General features: G+C 77.2%; 10 protein-coding genes. 4 read left to right on the top strand and 6 right to left on the bottom strand.

What is annotated here, in order from left to right:
- Nucleotides 1-41 precede the first annotated feature (41 nt).
- The 3 genes from AMPC_RS02620 to AMPC_RS02630 are packed head-to-tail and all read left to right on the top strand — an operon-like array spanning nt 42 to nt 2,649.
- Complete coding sequence (locus tag AMPC_RS02620; protein ID WP_248344109.1) at nt 42-1,274, top strand: cytochrome c biogenesis protein ResB; 1,233 nt, start codon at nt 42-44, stop codon at nt 1,272-1,274.
- The gene (locus AMPC_RS02625) at nt 1,271-1,825 is read left to right on the top strand and encodes a hypothetical protein (RefSeq protein WP_248344110.1); all 555 of its coding nucleotides are present in this window, start codon (nt 1,271-1,273) and stop codon (nt 1,823-1,825) included. The genes AMPC_RS02620 and AMPC_RS02625 overlap by 4 nt, the downstream gene beginning before the upstream one ends.
- Entirely contained in the window at nt 1,822-2,649 is an 828-nt protein-coding gene (locus AMPC_RS02630) for a cytochrome c biogenesis protein (RefSeq protein WP_248344114.1), read from the top strand. Before AMPC_RS02625 ends, AMPC_RS02630 begins: the two co-directional genes overlap by 4 nt.
- Here AMPC_RS02630 and AMPC_RS02635 read toward each other — a convergent pair.
- Complete coding sequence (locus AMPC_RS02635) at nt 2,637-4,217, bottom strand: hypothetical protein (protein ID WP_248344116.1); 1,581 nt, start codon at nt 4,215-4,217, stop codon at nt 2,637-2,639. The genes AMPC_RS02630 and AMPC_RS02635 overlap by 13 nt on opposite strands.
- Nucleotides 4,214-5,554: a B12-binding domain-containing radical SAM protein gene (locus AMPC_RS02640; RefSeq protein ID WP_248344123.1), complete on the bottom strand. Its 1,341-nt coding sequence runs from the start codon at nt 5,552-5,554 to the stop codon at nt 4,214-4,216. Before AMPC_RS02640 ends, AMPC_RS02635 begins: the two co-directional genes overlap by 4 nt.
- A 242-nt stretch (nt 5,555-5,796) precedes the next feature.
- On the opposite strand from AMPC_RS02640, the gene AMPC_RS02645 reads away from it, so the two are divergent.
- A complete protein-coding gene (locus tag AMPC_RS02645; RefSeq protein WP_248344124.1) occupies nt 5,797-6,219 on the top strand; it encodes a cytochrome c3 family protein in 423 nt (140 codons plus the stop codon).
- Nucleotides 6,220-6,223: 4 nt separating this feature from the next.
- Here the strand turns inward: AMPC_RS02645 and AMPC_RS02650 are convergent, their stop codons facing one another.
- The 4 genes from AMPC_RS02650 to AMPC_RS02665 are packed head-to-tail and all read right to left on the bottom strand — an operon-like array spanning nt 6,224 to nt 12,715.
- Entirely contained in the window at nt 6,224-8,116 is a 1,893-nt protein-coding gene (locus tag AMPC_RS02650) for a tetratricopeptide repeat protein (protein WP_248344125.1), read from the bottom strand.
- Nucleotides 8,113-10,014, bottom strand: a complete 1,902-nt coding sequence (locus AMPC_RS02655) for a tetratricopeptide repeat protein (RefSeq protein ID WP_248344126.1) — start codon at nt 10,012-10,014, stop codon at nt 8,113-8,115. Before AMPC_RS02655 ends, AMPC_RS02650 begins: the two co-directional genes overlap by 4 nt.
- Nucleotides 9,999-11,897, bottom strand: coding sequence for a tetratricopeptide repeat protein (locus AMPC_RS02660; protein ID WP_248344128.1), 1,899 nt, complete (start codon nt 11,895-11,897; stop codon nt 9,999-10,001). Before AMPC_RS02660 ends, AMPC_RS02655 begins: the two co-directional genes overlap by 16 nt.
- Nucleotides 11,894-12,715, bottom strand: a complete 822-nt coding sequence (locus tag AMPC_RS02665) for a cytochrome c3 family protein (RefSeq protein ID WP_248344130.1) — start codon at nt 12,713-12,715, stop codon at nt 11,894-11,896. The genes AMPC_RS02660 and AMPC_RS02665 overlap by 4 nt, the downstream gene beginning before the upstream one ends.
- Between the last annotated feature and the right edge of the window lie 9 nt (nt 12,716-12,724).

Genomic DNA, 12,724 nt, shown 5'->3' on the forward strand with positions numbered 1-12,724 from the left:
ATCCGAAGGCGCTCCGCGCCGCCCTGCGGGCACCCCGCCTGGTGGTGCTCGAGGTGCTCGCCTTCGCCGTCGCCTGCGCCGTCTACACGCTCGTGCCGCAGGTCGGCGCCGCCGGGCCGGCCGCCCGCGGGCGCTTCGCCGCGCAGCACCCGCTCGCCGCCCCCTGGCTGCGGGCGCTGCGGCTCGACGCCGTCCTGCACAGCCCGTGGTTCCTGGCCCTCCTCGCGCTCTCCGCGGTGAGCCTCTCGATCGTGGCGCTCGATCAGTGGCGGCGGGCGCTCCGCCTGTACCGGCGAGCGCCCGAGCCGGGGGCGTTCGGGGCCGCCCAGCACCGCCGGGTGGTGCGCCGGGCGCGGCCCGCGGGGGCCGAGGCGCCCCGGTTCACGCGCGAGGGCGCGCTCGGACTCTTCGGCAGCCCCATCTTCCACACGGGGCTCCTGCTCCTGCTGGTGGCCGGCACGGTCCGCGCGCTCGCGGCCGACGACGCCACGGCCTACGTCATCGAGGGCGAGTCGCTCGATCCGACGGCGGAGGCCTGGGGCATGCACTGGGGGAGCGCGCTCGCGCCGCCGCTCCGGTTGCCGGAGCGGGTCCGGCTGGCGGAGCTCCACCCGGAGCTCCACCCCGACGGCGCCCTGCGGGCCCTCTCCGCCGACCTCGCGGTGGGCCAGGACGGCGCGCGCCGCGCCCGGGTGGCCATCAACGCCCCGCTCGCGCTCGGCGGGGCGCGCCTCTACCTCACCGGCACGTACGGGCTCGCGGTGGAGCTCGGCGTGAGCCAGGAAGGCGGGGCTTCCGAGGAGCGCGCCTGGGCGGTGATCGAGCCGACCGGCGGCGAGCTCGCCGGGAGCGGTTCCCTCGCGCTGCCCGGCGGGAGGTCGGTGCTGCTGCGGGCCCGGCGGAGCGCGGGCGGGGCGCTGCCGGGCGAGGTGGAGGTGCGGGTGGTGCGCGGCGGGGCGCTGCTCCTCGCGGGACCGCTCGCGCCCGGGGCCCCGGTGCCGCTGCCGGGCGGGGGGAAGCTCGCGCTCGCCGACGTCCGCTACTGGGCCGAGCTGCGCGGGAGCCGCGATCCCGGGCTGGGCCTCGCCTGGACCGGCTTCCTGCTCGCGGTCGCCGGCGTGAGCCTGCTCTTCCTCGCCACCCCCGTGGAGACGGCGGTCATCCCGCTGAGCGGCGGCGAGGAGGTGCTGGTGGCGCTCAAGGCGGAGCGCTTCGCCCCGCTCTACGCCGAGCGGTTCGAGCGCCTGGTGCGCGACGAGGAGGAGCGAGGATGAGGCGCACGAAGACGTGGCCCGGGGCGCTCGCGGCCTGCGCCGCCGGGCTGCTCGCGGCCGGCTGCCGGCCCGACGACGGGGCGGAGGCGGTCCGGCTGGTGCAGCGCTACGACGCCGCGCTGATCGAGGCCTACAAGGCGGGGGACGCGCGCCTGGTGGAGGGGCTCGCCGGCGAGCGCGAGCTGAAGAAGCTGACCGGCCTCATCGGCGTGAAGCTCGACACCGGCGTCAACATGGACGCCGAGCTCCGCGAGCTGAAGGTGCTCGAGGTCCGGCGGGAGGGCGACGTGGTCGAGGTGCGCACCGAGGAGCGCTGGCACTACGCCGATCGCCGCATCGGCACCGGGGCGCAGGTCGGCCAGGCGTCGGACGATCACTACTTCATGCGCTACGACCTCTCCGTCGAGGGTGGGCGGCGCGTGGTGCGCGAGCTGCACTTCGAGCGACCGCCCGAGGTGGGCCGGACCGACGTCGAGCTCGGCGGAGACTTCCGCCTGCAGCACGGGCTCCCGCCGGCCGAGGCGAAGGACCCGAAGGGGAGGAATCGATGACCGGCTTCGCGCTCGAGGTGGCGCTGCACTGGGCGGCGGTGGGGCTCTACGTCCTCGCGTCGCTGGCCTTCGCCCACGCGGTGCTCTTCGAGCATCCGGAGCGGTCGCGCTACGGCGTGTGGCTCGGCGCGGCCGGGCTCGCTCCCCACGCGGCGGCGCTCGCCTACCGCTGGATCACGAGCGGGCACGGCCCCTACATGGCCCGCTACGAGGTGCTCTCCTCCACCACCTTCGTGGCCATCGCCGTCCTGCTCGGGTTCTGCGCCCGCCGGCCCCGCTGGCGGGTGCTCGCGATGCTCGGGCTGCCGCTCGCCACCCTCGCGGTGGCCGCGGCGCTTTTCGCGAACCCGGAGGTGCGCCAGCTCCCGCCCAGCCTGCGCTCCGTCTGGCTCTTCTTCCACGTGCTCTTCGCCAAGCTGTCGGCCGGGGCCTGGCTGCTCTCGGCGGCCACCGCCGCGCTGGTGCTGGTGCGGCGGGCGCCCGGTCGCGCGCGCACCCTCTCGACGCTGCCCCACGAGGCCGAGCTCGACGCCTACACGGTCCGGTTCGCCGGCTTCGGCCTGGTCTTCTGGACGGTGACGGTGGCCGCGGGGGCCATCTGGGCCAACCAGTCGTGGGGACGGTACTGGGGCTGGGATCCGGCGGAGACCTGGTCGCTCATCGCCTGGCTCTGCTACGGCTCTTTCCTGCACGCGCGGCTGCTGCTGCGGCTCCGGGGCGCTCCCGCGGCCTGGGCCGCGCTGGCGTGCTTCCTCGTCTTCGCGCTCGCGGTCTTCTTCGTGCCGACGCGGGTGGCGTCGCTCCACTCCTCCTACTTCCAGTGAGGGGCGGGCTCGCCGGCCGCGGCGTCGAGGGCCTCGGCGGCGGCGAGATCGCGCGACGCCTCGGGCTCCCGCCCGAGCCGGGCCAGCACCTCCGCGCGGAGCCGGTAGACCTTGCGGAGCCCCACGCCCTTGCGAGCGGCGATGGCGCCCGAGCGGTCGAGGTCCTCGAGCGCGCCGGCGAGGTCGCCCGCCGCGGCGCGGTCCCGGGCGCGGAACCAGTAGCCGATGCCCAGGTCGGGATCGACCGCCACGGCCCGGCTCCAGAAGGCGACCCCGTCCCGCCAGTGATCGAGCTGGCGCACCGTCAGGAGCGCGCCGGCGACGAGGAGGGCGGCGGCCGCCGCGAGCCCGAGGTCGCCCAGCGCCCGCCGCGCCCGGCCCGGCGCCGCCGCCGCGGCGGCGAGGTGCGCCACGAGCGCCCCGGCCACGAGCGCGAACCCGAGCGAGGGGAGGTAGGTGAAGCGATCCGCGTGCGACTGCGCCGCGACCTGCACGAGGCCGCTCGCCGGCAGCAGCGTGACGCCCGAGTAGGCGGCGGCGGCCGCGAGCCAGGGGCGCCGCCGCGCCTGCCACGCGACGAGCCCGGCGAGCGCGAGGACCACCGGGACGGCGGCGAGGTGGCGCGGTGACGAGAGCACCGCCGCCATCCGGTGCGGGTAGAACGGGGCCAGCCGCGCCGGCCACAGGGTGGAGAGGAGGTACTGCTCGACCGCGTAGGCGACGCTCACGAGGCGCGCCGCCGCCGGCAGGGCCTCGAGGGAGCGGATCACCGGCCGCTGCGCCGCGGCGGTGAGCGCGGCCGAGGCCAGGCTGGCCGCCAGGAACGGCAGCTTCTCGAGGATCGCGCGCCGCCACCCCGCGCGATCCCCCAGCCGGCCCAGGAGCCCGTCGAGCAGCAGCAGCACCGCCGGCCAGGTCACGACCATCGGCTTCGAGAGCACGGCGGCGACGAAGAGGGCGAGCGCGAGGGCGTAGGGCGCCGCGGCCGGCCCCCCTTCCTCGCGCCGCCGCGCGTAGCGGAGCCAGGCCCCCGTCGCGAGCAGGGCGAAGCAGCCGGAGAGCACGTCCTTGCGCTCCACGATCCAGGCCACCGACTCGACCCGCAGCGGGTGGAGCGCCCAGAGGAGCGCGGCCGCGGCCGCGGCGAGCCCCGCCGCGCGCTGGCCGCCCTGGGCCGGGAGCCAGTCCGGCCGGCGCAGGAGCAGGGCGCGGCCGACGAGGAAGGCGAGCGCCGCGTCGAGCGCGTGCAGCAGCACGTTCGTGAGGTGGAAGCCGAACGGCCCCGGCCCCCAGAGCGCCGCGTCGAGGCCGAGCGACACCCAGGTGAGCGGGATCCAGAGGATGGCGTGGAACTCGGTGAACGCGCTCCAGAGGCCGGGGAGGTGGAACCCGTGGAGCAGCGGGTTGTCCATCAGGTAGACGTCGTCGTCGTAGCTGACGAACCCGTTCCGCAGCGCCGGCAGGTAGACCAGCACCACCGCCGCCGCGATGGCGAGGGCGGCGAGGGCGGAGCGGAGCGAGGCGCTCCAGGCCGGGCGCCGCGGTCCGGACTGGCCAGCCGGGATCACGCGCCCGCCGGATCGCTCCGGCCCGCGCCCTGCTCCGCGAGCCAGGCGCGTCGCGCCGTCCGGTGGGCGCGGCCGATGGGGACCTGCTTCATGAGCGAGAGGAGGTGGACGGTGGGGAACCCGGAGAGCGGCAGCCCCAGGATCCGCCGCGCCACCCGCCCCGGCCGGTAGAGCTCCTCGCAGAGCTGGTGGTAGGCCGCCTCCCGCCGCGCGGGGGTCATCGCGGGATCGGGGTGCTCGAAGAGCGCGCGCGTCCCGGTGAACTGGTCCCAGGTCGTCCCCGGCAGCAGGTGCGGACGGTACGCCTCGTAGAGCTCCGTCCCCGGGAACGGGGTAACCAGGGCGGGATGCGCCGCCAGGCCGAGCCGATCCGAGAGCTCCAGCGCCTGCTGGAACGAGGCGTACGCGTCGGTCCGTCCGCCGAGCACCATGAGCAGCACCACGTCGAGCCCGTGGTCGCGGAGCCGCTGCAGCGCCGCCAGCCGATCCTGGCCCTGCTTGCCCCAGGCGCCGTAGGCGCGCAGCGTCTCGCCGGAGTCGCTCTCCCAGCCGACCCAGACCGAGCAGAGCCCGCTCCGGCGCGCGGCGCGGAGGAGCCGCTCGGCCTTCGGGCCCTGGAGCGAGCGCAGGTCGCCGAGCCCGTACCAGCTCTTGCGCGAGCCGCGCGCGAGCTCCTCGTAGAGGGCGATGGTGCGGTCGACGTCGGAGCCCCAGATGTTGTCGTCGCCGTTGAACCAGACCCGCCCGCAGCGCGTCTCCACCTCCCGGACCACCTCCGGGATGGGGCGCAGCCGCGCCTCGTTCCCGAACAGCCGGTGGACGTTGCAGAAGGTGCAGCGGTACGGGCAGCCGCGCATGGTGAAGACGCCGCGGAACCGGTAGTTGCCCGCGAGCCGGCCGTCCATCGGGACGGGGATCCGATCGAGCGGAAGCGGCACCCCGTGGTAGCGCGGCGCGAGCCGCCCGGCGCGGGCGTCGCGGAGCACCTCGCCCCAGCACGACTCGGCCTCTCCGACCACCACCGCGTCGGCGTGGCACGCCGCCTCGCCGGGCAGCGCCGTCGGGTGCACGCCGCCGAGCACGACCCTCAGCCCTCGCGCGCGGCAGGCGTCGGCGAAGCGGTAGGACCAGGGCGCGGTGACCGTCCAGACGCTGACCGCGACCAGATCGACCCGGAGCGCCTCGAGGTCGATGGCGCGCTGGTTGGCGTCGAGGAGCAGCACCTCGGCGTCGGGGTCGGCCTGCAAGGTCAGCGCGCCGAGGTACTCGAGGATCGGGGGGACGAGCGGGGGTCGGCCCGAGAACGGGAACTCGGGCTGGACGATGGCGACCCGCATCGAGCACCAGAGTAGGCGGAGCAGCGGCCCCGGGCAAGCGCGCGCGGGTGTCGCGCCGAGCCGGCGTCGGGGGCTCCGCGGCGAGCCGGCCGCGCGCCCGCGGGGCGCGTCCGCGGCTTCACGTAGGGTCCACGTCGCAGTCGTCGCGCGCGGCGCCGGCCGGACGCGCCAGTCCCGCTGGCGCGCGCCCCTTCGTGCTAGATTCGACCGCGATCCCTCCCCGTTCTCCGTAGAGGTGGCGCATGGCAAGACGTCTTCGCCCGATGCTGGCCGTGGCCGCGCTGGCGCTCACCGCCTGCGCCGGGCCGGCCTTCGTGCCCTACCCGGAGGCGGAGGTGGCGGGCGTGAAGAGCCCGCACGCCTTCCGCGGAAAGCCGCTCTGCCAGGGCTGCCACCAGCCGGGCCGTCGCGAGCTGCGCGCCGACCCGGTGGCGCTCTGCAAGGGCTGCCACCCGCTGCACCGCGGCAATCACCCGGTGGAGGTGGTCCAGGCCCAGCCGGTCGCGGGCCTCCCGCTCTCGCCCGGCCGCAAGGTGGCGTGCCACAGCTGCCACGACCCGCACGGCGGGGCGAAGCAGCCGCACCTGCTGCGGCTCGAGGCCAACGCGCTCTGCGCGGCATGCCACCAGAGCCTCGCGGGCAACGCGCACCACAAGGCGCGCTAGCCTTCTACTCCCCGCATCCCAGCGCCGGCTGGCGCGCGTCGGCGCGGCGCGGGTCGGCGCCCGGGAGCGTCCGGTAGTAGGCCCACCAGCGGCAGGCCTCGGCCGCGTCCCCGATCGCCTCCTCGGTCACGGCCACGTTGTGGGCCATCACCGGCGCGTCGGGGTCGAGCGAGACGGCGGCGAGGAACTCGCGGAGCGCCTGCTCCGGCCGGCCGAGCGCGAGCAGCACCTCGCCGAGGGTGTTGTGCGCGCCGGCGTGGCCGGGGCTCGCCGCGATCGCCTGGCGCGCGTAGCGCTCCGACTGCGCCTCGAGGCCGACGGCGTGCAGGGCGATGGCGTAGTTGTTGAGGAGGTCGGGGTCGCCGGGGCTCCAGGCGAGCCCCTGCGACAGGGCCTGCGCCGCCTCCTGCATGCGGCGCTGCTGGATGAGCACCGCCCCCAGGTTCCGGTACAGCTCGGGCGGGCGGGTGGTCCCGTCGCGCGCGAGCGCCAGCGCGAACCGGAACTCGGCCTCGGCCTCCGGCAGCCGCCCGGCGAGGAAGAGCGCCTGGCCGTAGTTGGCGTGGGTGCGCGACTTGCCGGGCCCCTTCGCGACGGCGTCCCTCCAGAGCGACACCCGGTCGCGCCAGACCTGGTTGCGCGCCAGGAGGGCGCCGAACAGGGCCCCGCCGGCGACGAGGACCAGGACCGGGCCGAGGCGTCGCGCGCGAGGCCCGAGCGCCTCCGACCCGATCGCCGCGGTCGCCAGCGCCGGGCCGAGGAGGGCGAGGTAGACCCGGTGCTCCACCATGAGGTCGGCGAGCGGCACGACGCTCGAGGTCGGCGCGAGCAGGAGCAGGAACCAGCAGCTTCCGAAGGCCGCGAGGCGCGACGCCTTCGCAGGATGGCTGGGAGATCGCGCCAGCGTCGCGAGCGCCCAGGCGAGGCCGGCGAGGACGAGCGCCAGCGCGGCGAGCGTGGGGGCGTCGAGCGCCCGGCTCGGGGCGAAGGCGTGATCGATGCTCTGCCCGGCGGGCCAGAGCGCGAGCCGCAGGTAACCGGCGATGGCCCGGGGCTGGCTCAGGAGGTAGTCGCGGGCGGTCAGCCCCGGGACGTCGAAGCCGACGTCGGCCCGGCCGGAGAAGCGCCGCAGGTTGAGCCAGGCGAAGAGGGCGCCGACCGCCGCCAGCGGCGCGGCGAGGAGGCCGGCGCGCCGCAGCGCGCCGGCGCGGCCCGCGCGTCCCGGGAAGGCGAGGGCGTGGAGCAGCAGCGCCGCCGGGAGCGTCACCGCGACGAGCTTCGAGCCGAGCCCGGCGACGTAGGCGGCGAGCCCCGCCACGAGGAGCCCGGCGCGTCCGGCGGCGGTCACGGCGCGCTCGCAGCGGAGCAGGAGGAGGAGCCCGGCCAGGAAGAAGGCCGAGGCGAGCGCCTCCGAGCGCTGCACGACGTAGCTCACCGCCTCGGTCTGGAGCGGGTGCAGGGCGAAGATCCCGGCGGCGGCGAGCGCCACGCCGGGCCGGTCCCCCCATCCGGCGCGCCGCAGCGTCTCGCGCGCGAGCGCGAAGGCGAGCAGCGTCGCCGCCAGGTGCACGAGCACGTTGCCGGCGTGCCACGGCTCGGGCCGGAGCCCGAAGAGCTCGTGGGTGACCGCGAAGGTGAGGTCGGTCACCGGGCGGCCGTCGGCGAGGAAGGATGGGAGGAAGCGCTCGCGGAGGAACGCGGGGAGATCCTTCATCGCCGGGTTGGCGGTGATGGCCCGCTCGTCGTCGAACTGGAAGCCGCCGCCGAGCGCCGGGGCATAGCCGGCGGCGGTGACCGCGAGGAGGCAGAGGAGCGGCCCCGCCCGGCGGAGCAGCGAGACACGGGCCCCGGAGCGCGCGGGAGCGGGCCCGGACGGCGCCGGCAGGGGGGAGGTCACGGGGCGCACCCCAGCGACCGGAGGTGCTCCTGGGCCAGCCCCGGCTCGGCGCCGGCCATGCCGGCGTAGGCCCGCCAGAGCCCGCAGGACTCGGGAGCGGGCGCGCCGGCCTCCCGGGCGAGGGCCACGTCCCGGAGCCGCGACGGCTCCCGCGGCTCGAGCCGCCAGGCCTCCTCGAGCTCGCGGCTCGCCTCGTCCGTCCGGCCGAGCGCGAACAGGGCGCGGCCGAGGTCGGCGCGGGCCGAGGCGAGCCCGGGGGCCGCCAGCACGGCGCGACGCGCCCGCTCCTCCGCCTCCGGGTAGCGCTGCAGCGCGAAGAGGGCCTCGGAGGCGCTCGCGAGCAGGAGCGGGTCCTCGGGCGCGCGCGCGAGCTCCGGCGCGAGCGCGGCGAGGGCCTCCCCGGGCCGGTCCTCGGCCAGGAGCACGGCGGCGAGGTTGGTGGCGAGGTGCGCCGGGGGCGTGGTGCCGTCGGAGGCGAGCGCGCTGGCCCGCCGGAGCTCCGCCTCGGCCTCGGCGTAGCGGCCGGCGAGGTAGAGCGTGAGCCCGTGGTTGGCGCGCGGCCTCGACTTGGCCGGCGCCTTCGCGGCGGCGTCGGCCCAGAGCGCCTCGGGCGAGGCCCAGGCCAGGTTGCGGTGCAGGAGCGCCCCGGCGAGCGCCGCGCCGAGCGCGACCGGCACGAGGAGGGCGAGCCGGGTCGAGAACGGCGCGGGGAGCGCCGACCGGAGCCGGGCGAGCGCGAGCTCGCCGGCCACGGCGGCGGCGAGCGCCGGGCCGAGCAGCGCCAGGTAGACGCGGTGCTCGACCATCAGATCCGCGAGCGGGACCACGCTCGAGGTCGGCGAGAGCAGCAGGAAGAACCAGAGGACGCCCGCGCCGGCGAGCCGGGCCCGGACCGCGGCGGGCTCCGCGGCCGGGCGGCGGCGGGCCCAGAGGAGGGCGGTGAGCGCCGCCGCGCCGAGGGCCGCCAGGACGAGCAGGGCGCCGGCGGTCGCCGGGTCGAGACCGCGGCTCACCCGCACCGCGTGGTCCATGCTCTGCCCGGATGGCCAGGCGAAGAGCCGGAGGTAGCCGAGGACGACCCGGAGCTGCGTGAGCAGGTACTCGCGGGGCGAGAGCCCGGCGATGTCGAAGCCGACGTCGGACCGGCCGCGGTAGCGGTGGAGGCTCGACCCGGCGAAGAGGGCCGCCGCGGCGGCGAGCGGCGCCGCGCGCGCGAGCGCGCCCGCCCATCGGCCCCGGGCCCCCGCGCCCCCGGGGGGCGCCGGCGAGGCGGCCCAGAGCAGGAGCCACGCGGCCGGCAGCGTGAGCGCGACTGGCTTGCTCGCGAGCGCGGCGACGAAGGCCGCGAGCGCCGCCGCCGCGAGGAGCGCCGACCGCGCGCGGCTCGGGGCCTCCTCGGACGCGAGCAGCAGGAGGAGCGCGGCGAGGTAGAGCAGGGACGCGAGCACCTCGGCCCGCTGCGCGACGTAGCTCACGGCCTCGGTCTGGAGCGGGTGGAGCGCGAAGATCGCCGCCGCGACGGCCGGCAGGACCCCGGGATCCGGGCGGCCGGCGCGCCGGACCAGGGCCGACACCCACCGCGCCGCGAGCAGGCTCGTCGCGAGGTGGAGCAGGAGGTTCACCGCGTGGAGCCAGCGGACGTCGAGCCCGGTCAGACGGAGCTGGAGCGCGAAGGTGAGGTCCGTGAGCGGGCGCCCGTCGGGGCCGAAGGCCTGGACGAAGCGGTCCCGCAGGAACGCGCCCAGGTCCGCCAGGGCCGGGTTGCGGGCGATGGCGCGGACGTCGTCGAACTGGAACGCGCCGCCGAGGGCCGGGAGGTAGCACGCGGCCGCGAGGGCGAGCGCGGCGAGCAGCCAGGGGCGGGCCGCCCGGGCGGGATCGTTCAGCGGGCCGGGCATGACAGCTCCGCGAGGTGCCGGCGCGTCGCCGCCGCCTCGGCGGGCGCGAGGGAGAGGAAGCGCCGCCAGGCGTCGCAGGCGCCGGGCCGGCCGAGCCGCTCCCGGGCCAGCGCGAGGTTGTAGACGCGCGCCGGGACGTCGGGGTCCACGGACACCGCCGCCTCGAACTCCCGCAGCCCCTCCTCGAGCCGGCCCTCGGCGAAGCGCACCTCGCCGAGCGTGTTGTGGGCCCCGCCGTGGTCCGGCTCCAGCGCGAGCGCCCGGCTCGCGTGCGTCGCGGCCGACGGGAGCCGCCCGAGCTCGAGCTCGAGGATGCCCAGGTTGTTCTCGAGGTCGGCGTCGAGCGGCGAGAGCGCCGCCGCCTCCTGGAGCACGGTCGAGGCCTCCTGCAGCCGGCCGAGCTGGATGAGGGTGGCCGAGAGGTTGCGGAGCACCTCCGGCCGCGAGGCGTTCGGCTCGGGCGGGAGGGCGAGGGTGCGCGCGTACTCGGCCGCGGCCTCCTCGAGCCGGCCCGCCTGCTGGAGGGCGAAGCCGAGGTTCATGTGCGGGCGGGCGCGGGACGGCGCGGCGGCGACCGCCTCGCGCCAGAGCGCCTCGTCGGAGCGCCAGACCCGGTTCCGGGCGGAGGTGGCGCCCGCGGCGGCGGCGAGCAGCGCGAGCCCGGCGCAGGCCACGAGCGGGCGCGGGACGCCGCCGGGGCGCGAGAGGAGGGTGAGCCCGGCCGCGCCGGCCGCGAGCACCAGGCCGAGGCTCGCGAGGTAGACCCGGTGCTCCATCATCACGTCCGCGAGGGGCAGCACGGTGGAGGTGGGCGCCAGCAGGAGGAAGAACCAGAGCGTACCGAAGGCGGCCAGCCGCGCCGCGGCCGCCGCCGGCCCGGGGCGGCCGCGGAGCCGGAGCGCGGCCGCCCCGGCGAGGACGAGGAGCGCGAGGAGCAGGGCGCCGCACCCGGCGGTGGCCGGGTCGAGCCCGCGCGCCGGCGCGAGGTCGTGCTCCAGGGTCTGGCCCACCGGCAGGAGCAGGAGCCGGAGGTAGCCCACCACGGCGCGGGCCTGCGAGAGCAGGTACGTGCCCGGCGAGAGGCCGGGGATGGCGAAGCCGGCGTCGCTCCGGCCGGACGCGGGGCCGACGGCGCGCAGCTGCGCGAACGCGAAGAGCGCCCCGAGGGCGAGGAGCGGGGCGGCGAGGGCGAGCCGGAGGCGCCAGGGGCGCGGCCCGGCGTCCGGCCCGCCGAGACAGGCGCGGAAGAGGAGGAAGGCCAGCGGCGCCGTGATCGCCACCGGCTTGGCGGCCATCGCGAGCGCGAAGCAGGCGAGGGCGAGCGCCGCCGCGGCGAGCCGGCCGGCCGGGCGCCGGGCCTCCTCGGCCCGGAGCAGGAGCAGGACGACGGCCAGGGCGAGGGCGGAGGCGAGCACCTCCGACCGCTGCGCCAGGTAGCTCACCGACTCCGCCTGCACGGGGTGCAGCCCGAACAGCGCCGCGCAGAAGGCGGCCAGCCAGGGCGCGTCCTCGCCCGAGGCGGCGCGCAGGGCCCGGCGCGCCAGGGCCCAGGCGAGCGCGACGGCCGCGAGGTGGAGGACGAGGCTGGTGAGGTGGAAGCGCGGCCCCGACAGCCCGGCGAGCCGGTAGTCGAGGGCGAAGGTCAGATCGGTGAGGGGGCGCCCATCGGCGAGGAGCCGCTGCCAGAAGGGGCCGGCCAGGAAGGCGGCGAGGTCCTTGATGGCGCGGTTGTCGAGGATCGCGCTCCGGTCGTCGTAGTGGAACCCGCCCGCGAGGGCGCCGCGCCACGCCAGCGCGCAGGAGGCGAGCAGGCACGCCAGCGGGGCGGCGCGCTTCCAGGTGGGGCTCGGGTCGGCGGCGGGCGGGGTGGAGCGGGGGCTCACTTGTTGTGACAGCTGCGGCAGAGCCCGTCCCCGGTGCCTTCCAGGACGCGGAGGAAGGTGCCGTTGGCGTTGTTGTGCGGATCGTGGCAGGTGGTGCACTCCACGCCGAGGCCGCCCGTGGAGCTGTCGCGGATGAGGTTGATGAGCTTCCCCGACTGGACGCCGTTGTTGGGCGCGGCGGTGCAGTAGGTGCTCGGCGAGAGGCAGCCGGTGGTGAGCGGGGCGTAGTAGTTGCCGGTGGTCCCGTCGGCCGGTCCGGCCTTGCTGGTGATCCCGTTGTAGCTGCTGGTCTGGGCGGCGTAGGGGATGCCGACCGGGTGCTGCGCGCTCATGTCGCCGCTGTTCCCGACCACGTAGGTCGAGTCGGTCGCCAGCGAGAGCTTGTTGGCGGTCACGCCGGTCATCGGGATGCTGGTGCTCACCCCGCCGGAGTTCATCACCGCGCCGAGCTCGACCGTGCCGTCGTGGCAGGCGAGGCAGCGCTTCGTCTCGGCGCGCATCGACGAGGGGAGGGGCGTGCCGGCGCTGGTGGTGAGCTGGCCGCCCGAGCCGTTCGAGTTGTAGCTCGAGACGGTGGTGTCCTTGTGGTTCCACAGCCCGCGGGTCGTGCTGGCGTTGTGCGGCGTGTGGCAGAACTTGCAGACGTCGTTGTCCGCCGCGTTCAGGGCCTTGATGCCGCTCGAGTTGGCGCTCGAGTAGCTCAGGTCGTGCGAGGTGTTGCGGATGCCGGCGCGCGCGGGGGCCGGCGCCGCGAGCGCCGCCCAGACGGCGAGGGCGGGGAGGAGGGCGAGGAGGCGAGGTGCGTGGTCGCGCGGCATGGCCGTCCC

The organism is Anaeromyxobacter paludicola (assembly GCF_023169965.1).
In the GTDB taxonomy this organism is placed as follows: domain Bacteria; phylum Myxococcota; class Myxococcia; order Myxococcales; family Anaeromyxobacteraceae; genus Anaeromyxobacter_B; species Anaeromyxobacter_B paludicola.

What these genes read in the sequence shown, in the direction of transcription:
- AMPC_RS02625 (WP_248344110.1), top strand. Translation starts at nt 1,271, where the DNA reads ATGAGGCGCACGAAGACGTGGCCCGGGGCGCTCGCGGCCTGCGCCGCC.
- AMPC_RS02630 (WP_248344114.1), top strand. Translation starts at nt 1,822, where the DNA reads ATGACCGGCTTCGCGCTCGAGGTGGCGCTGCACTGGGCGGCGGTGGGG.
- AMPC_RS02640 (WP_248344123.1), bottom strand. Translation starts at nt 5,554, where the DNA reads ATGCGGGTCGCCATCGTCCAGCCCGAGTTCCCGTTCTCGGGCCGACCC.
- AMPC_RS02645 (WP_248344124.1), top strand. Translation starts at nt 5,797, where the DNA reads ATGGCAAGACGTCTTCGCCCGATGCTGGCCGTGGCCGCGCTGGCGCTC.
- AMPC_RS02655 (WP_248344126.1), bottom strand. Translation starts at nt 10,014, where the DNA reads ATGCCCGGCCCGCTGAACGATCCCGCCCGGGCGGCCCGCCCCTGGCTG.
- AMPC_RS02665 (WP_248344130.1), bottom strand. Translation starts at nt 12,715, where the DNA reads ATGCCGCGCGACCACGCACCTCGCCTCCTCGCCCTCCTCCCCGCCCTC.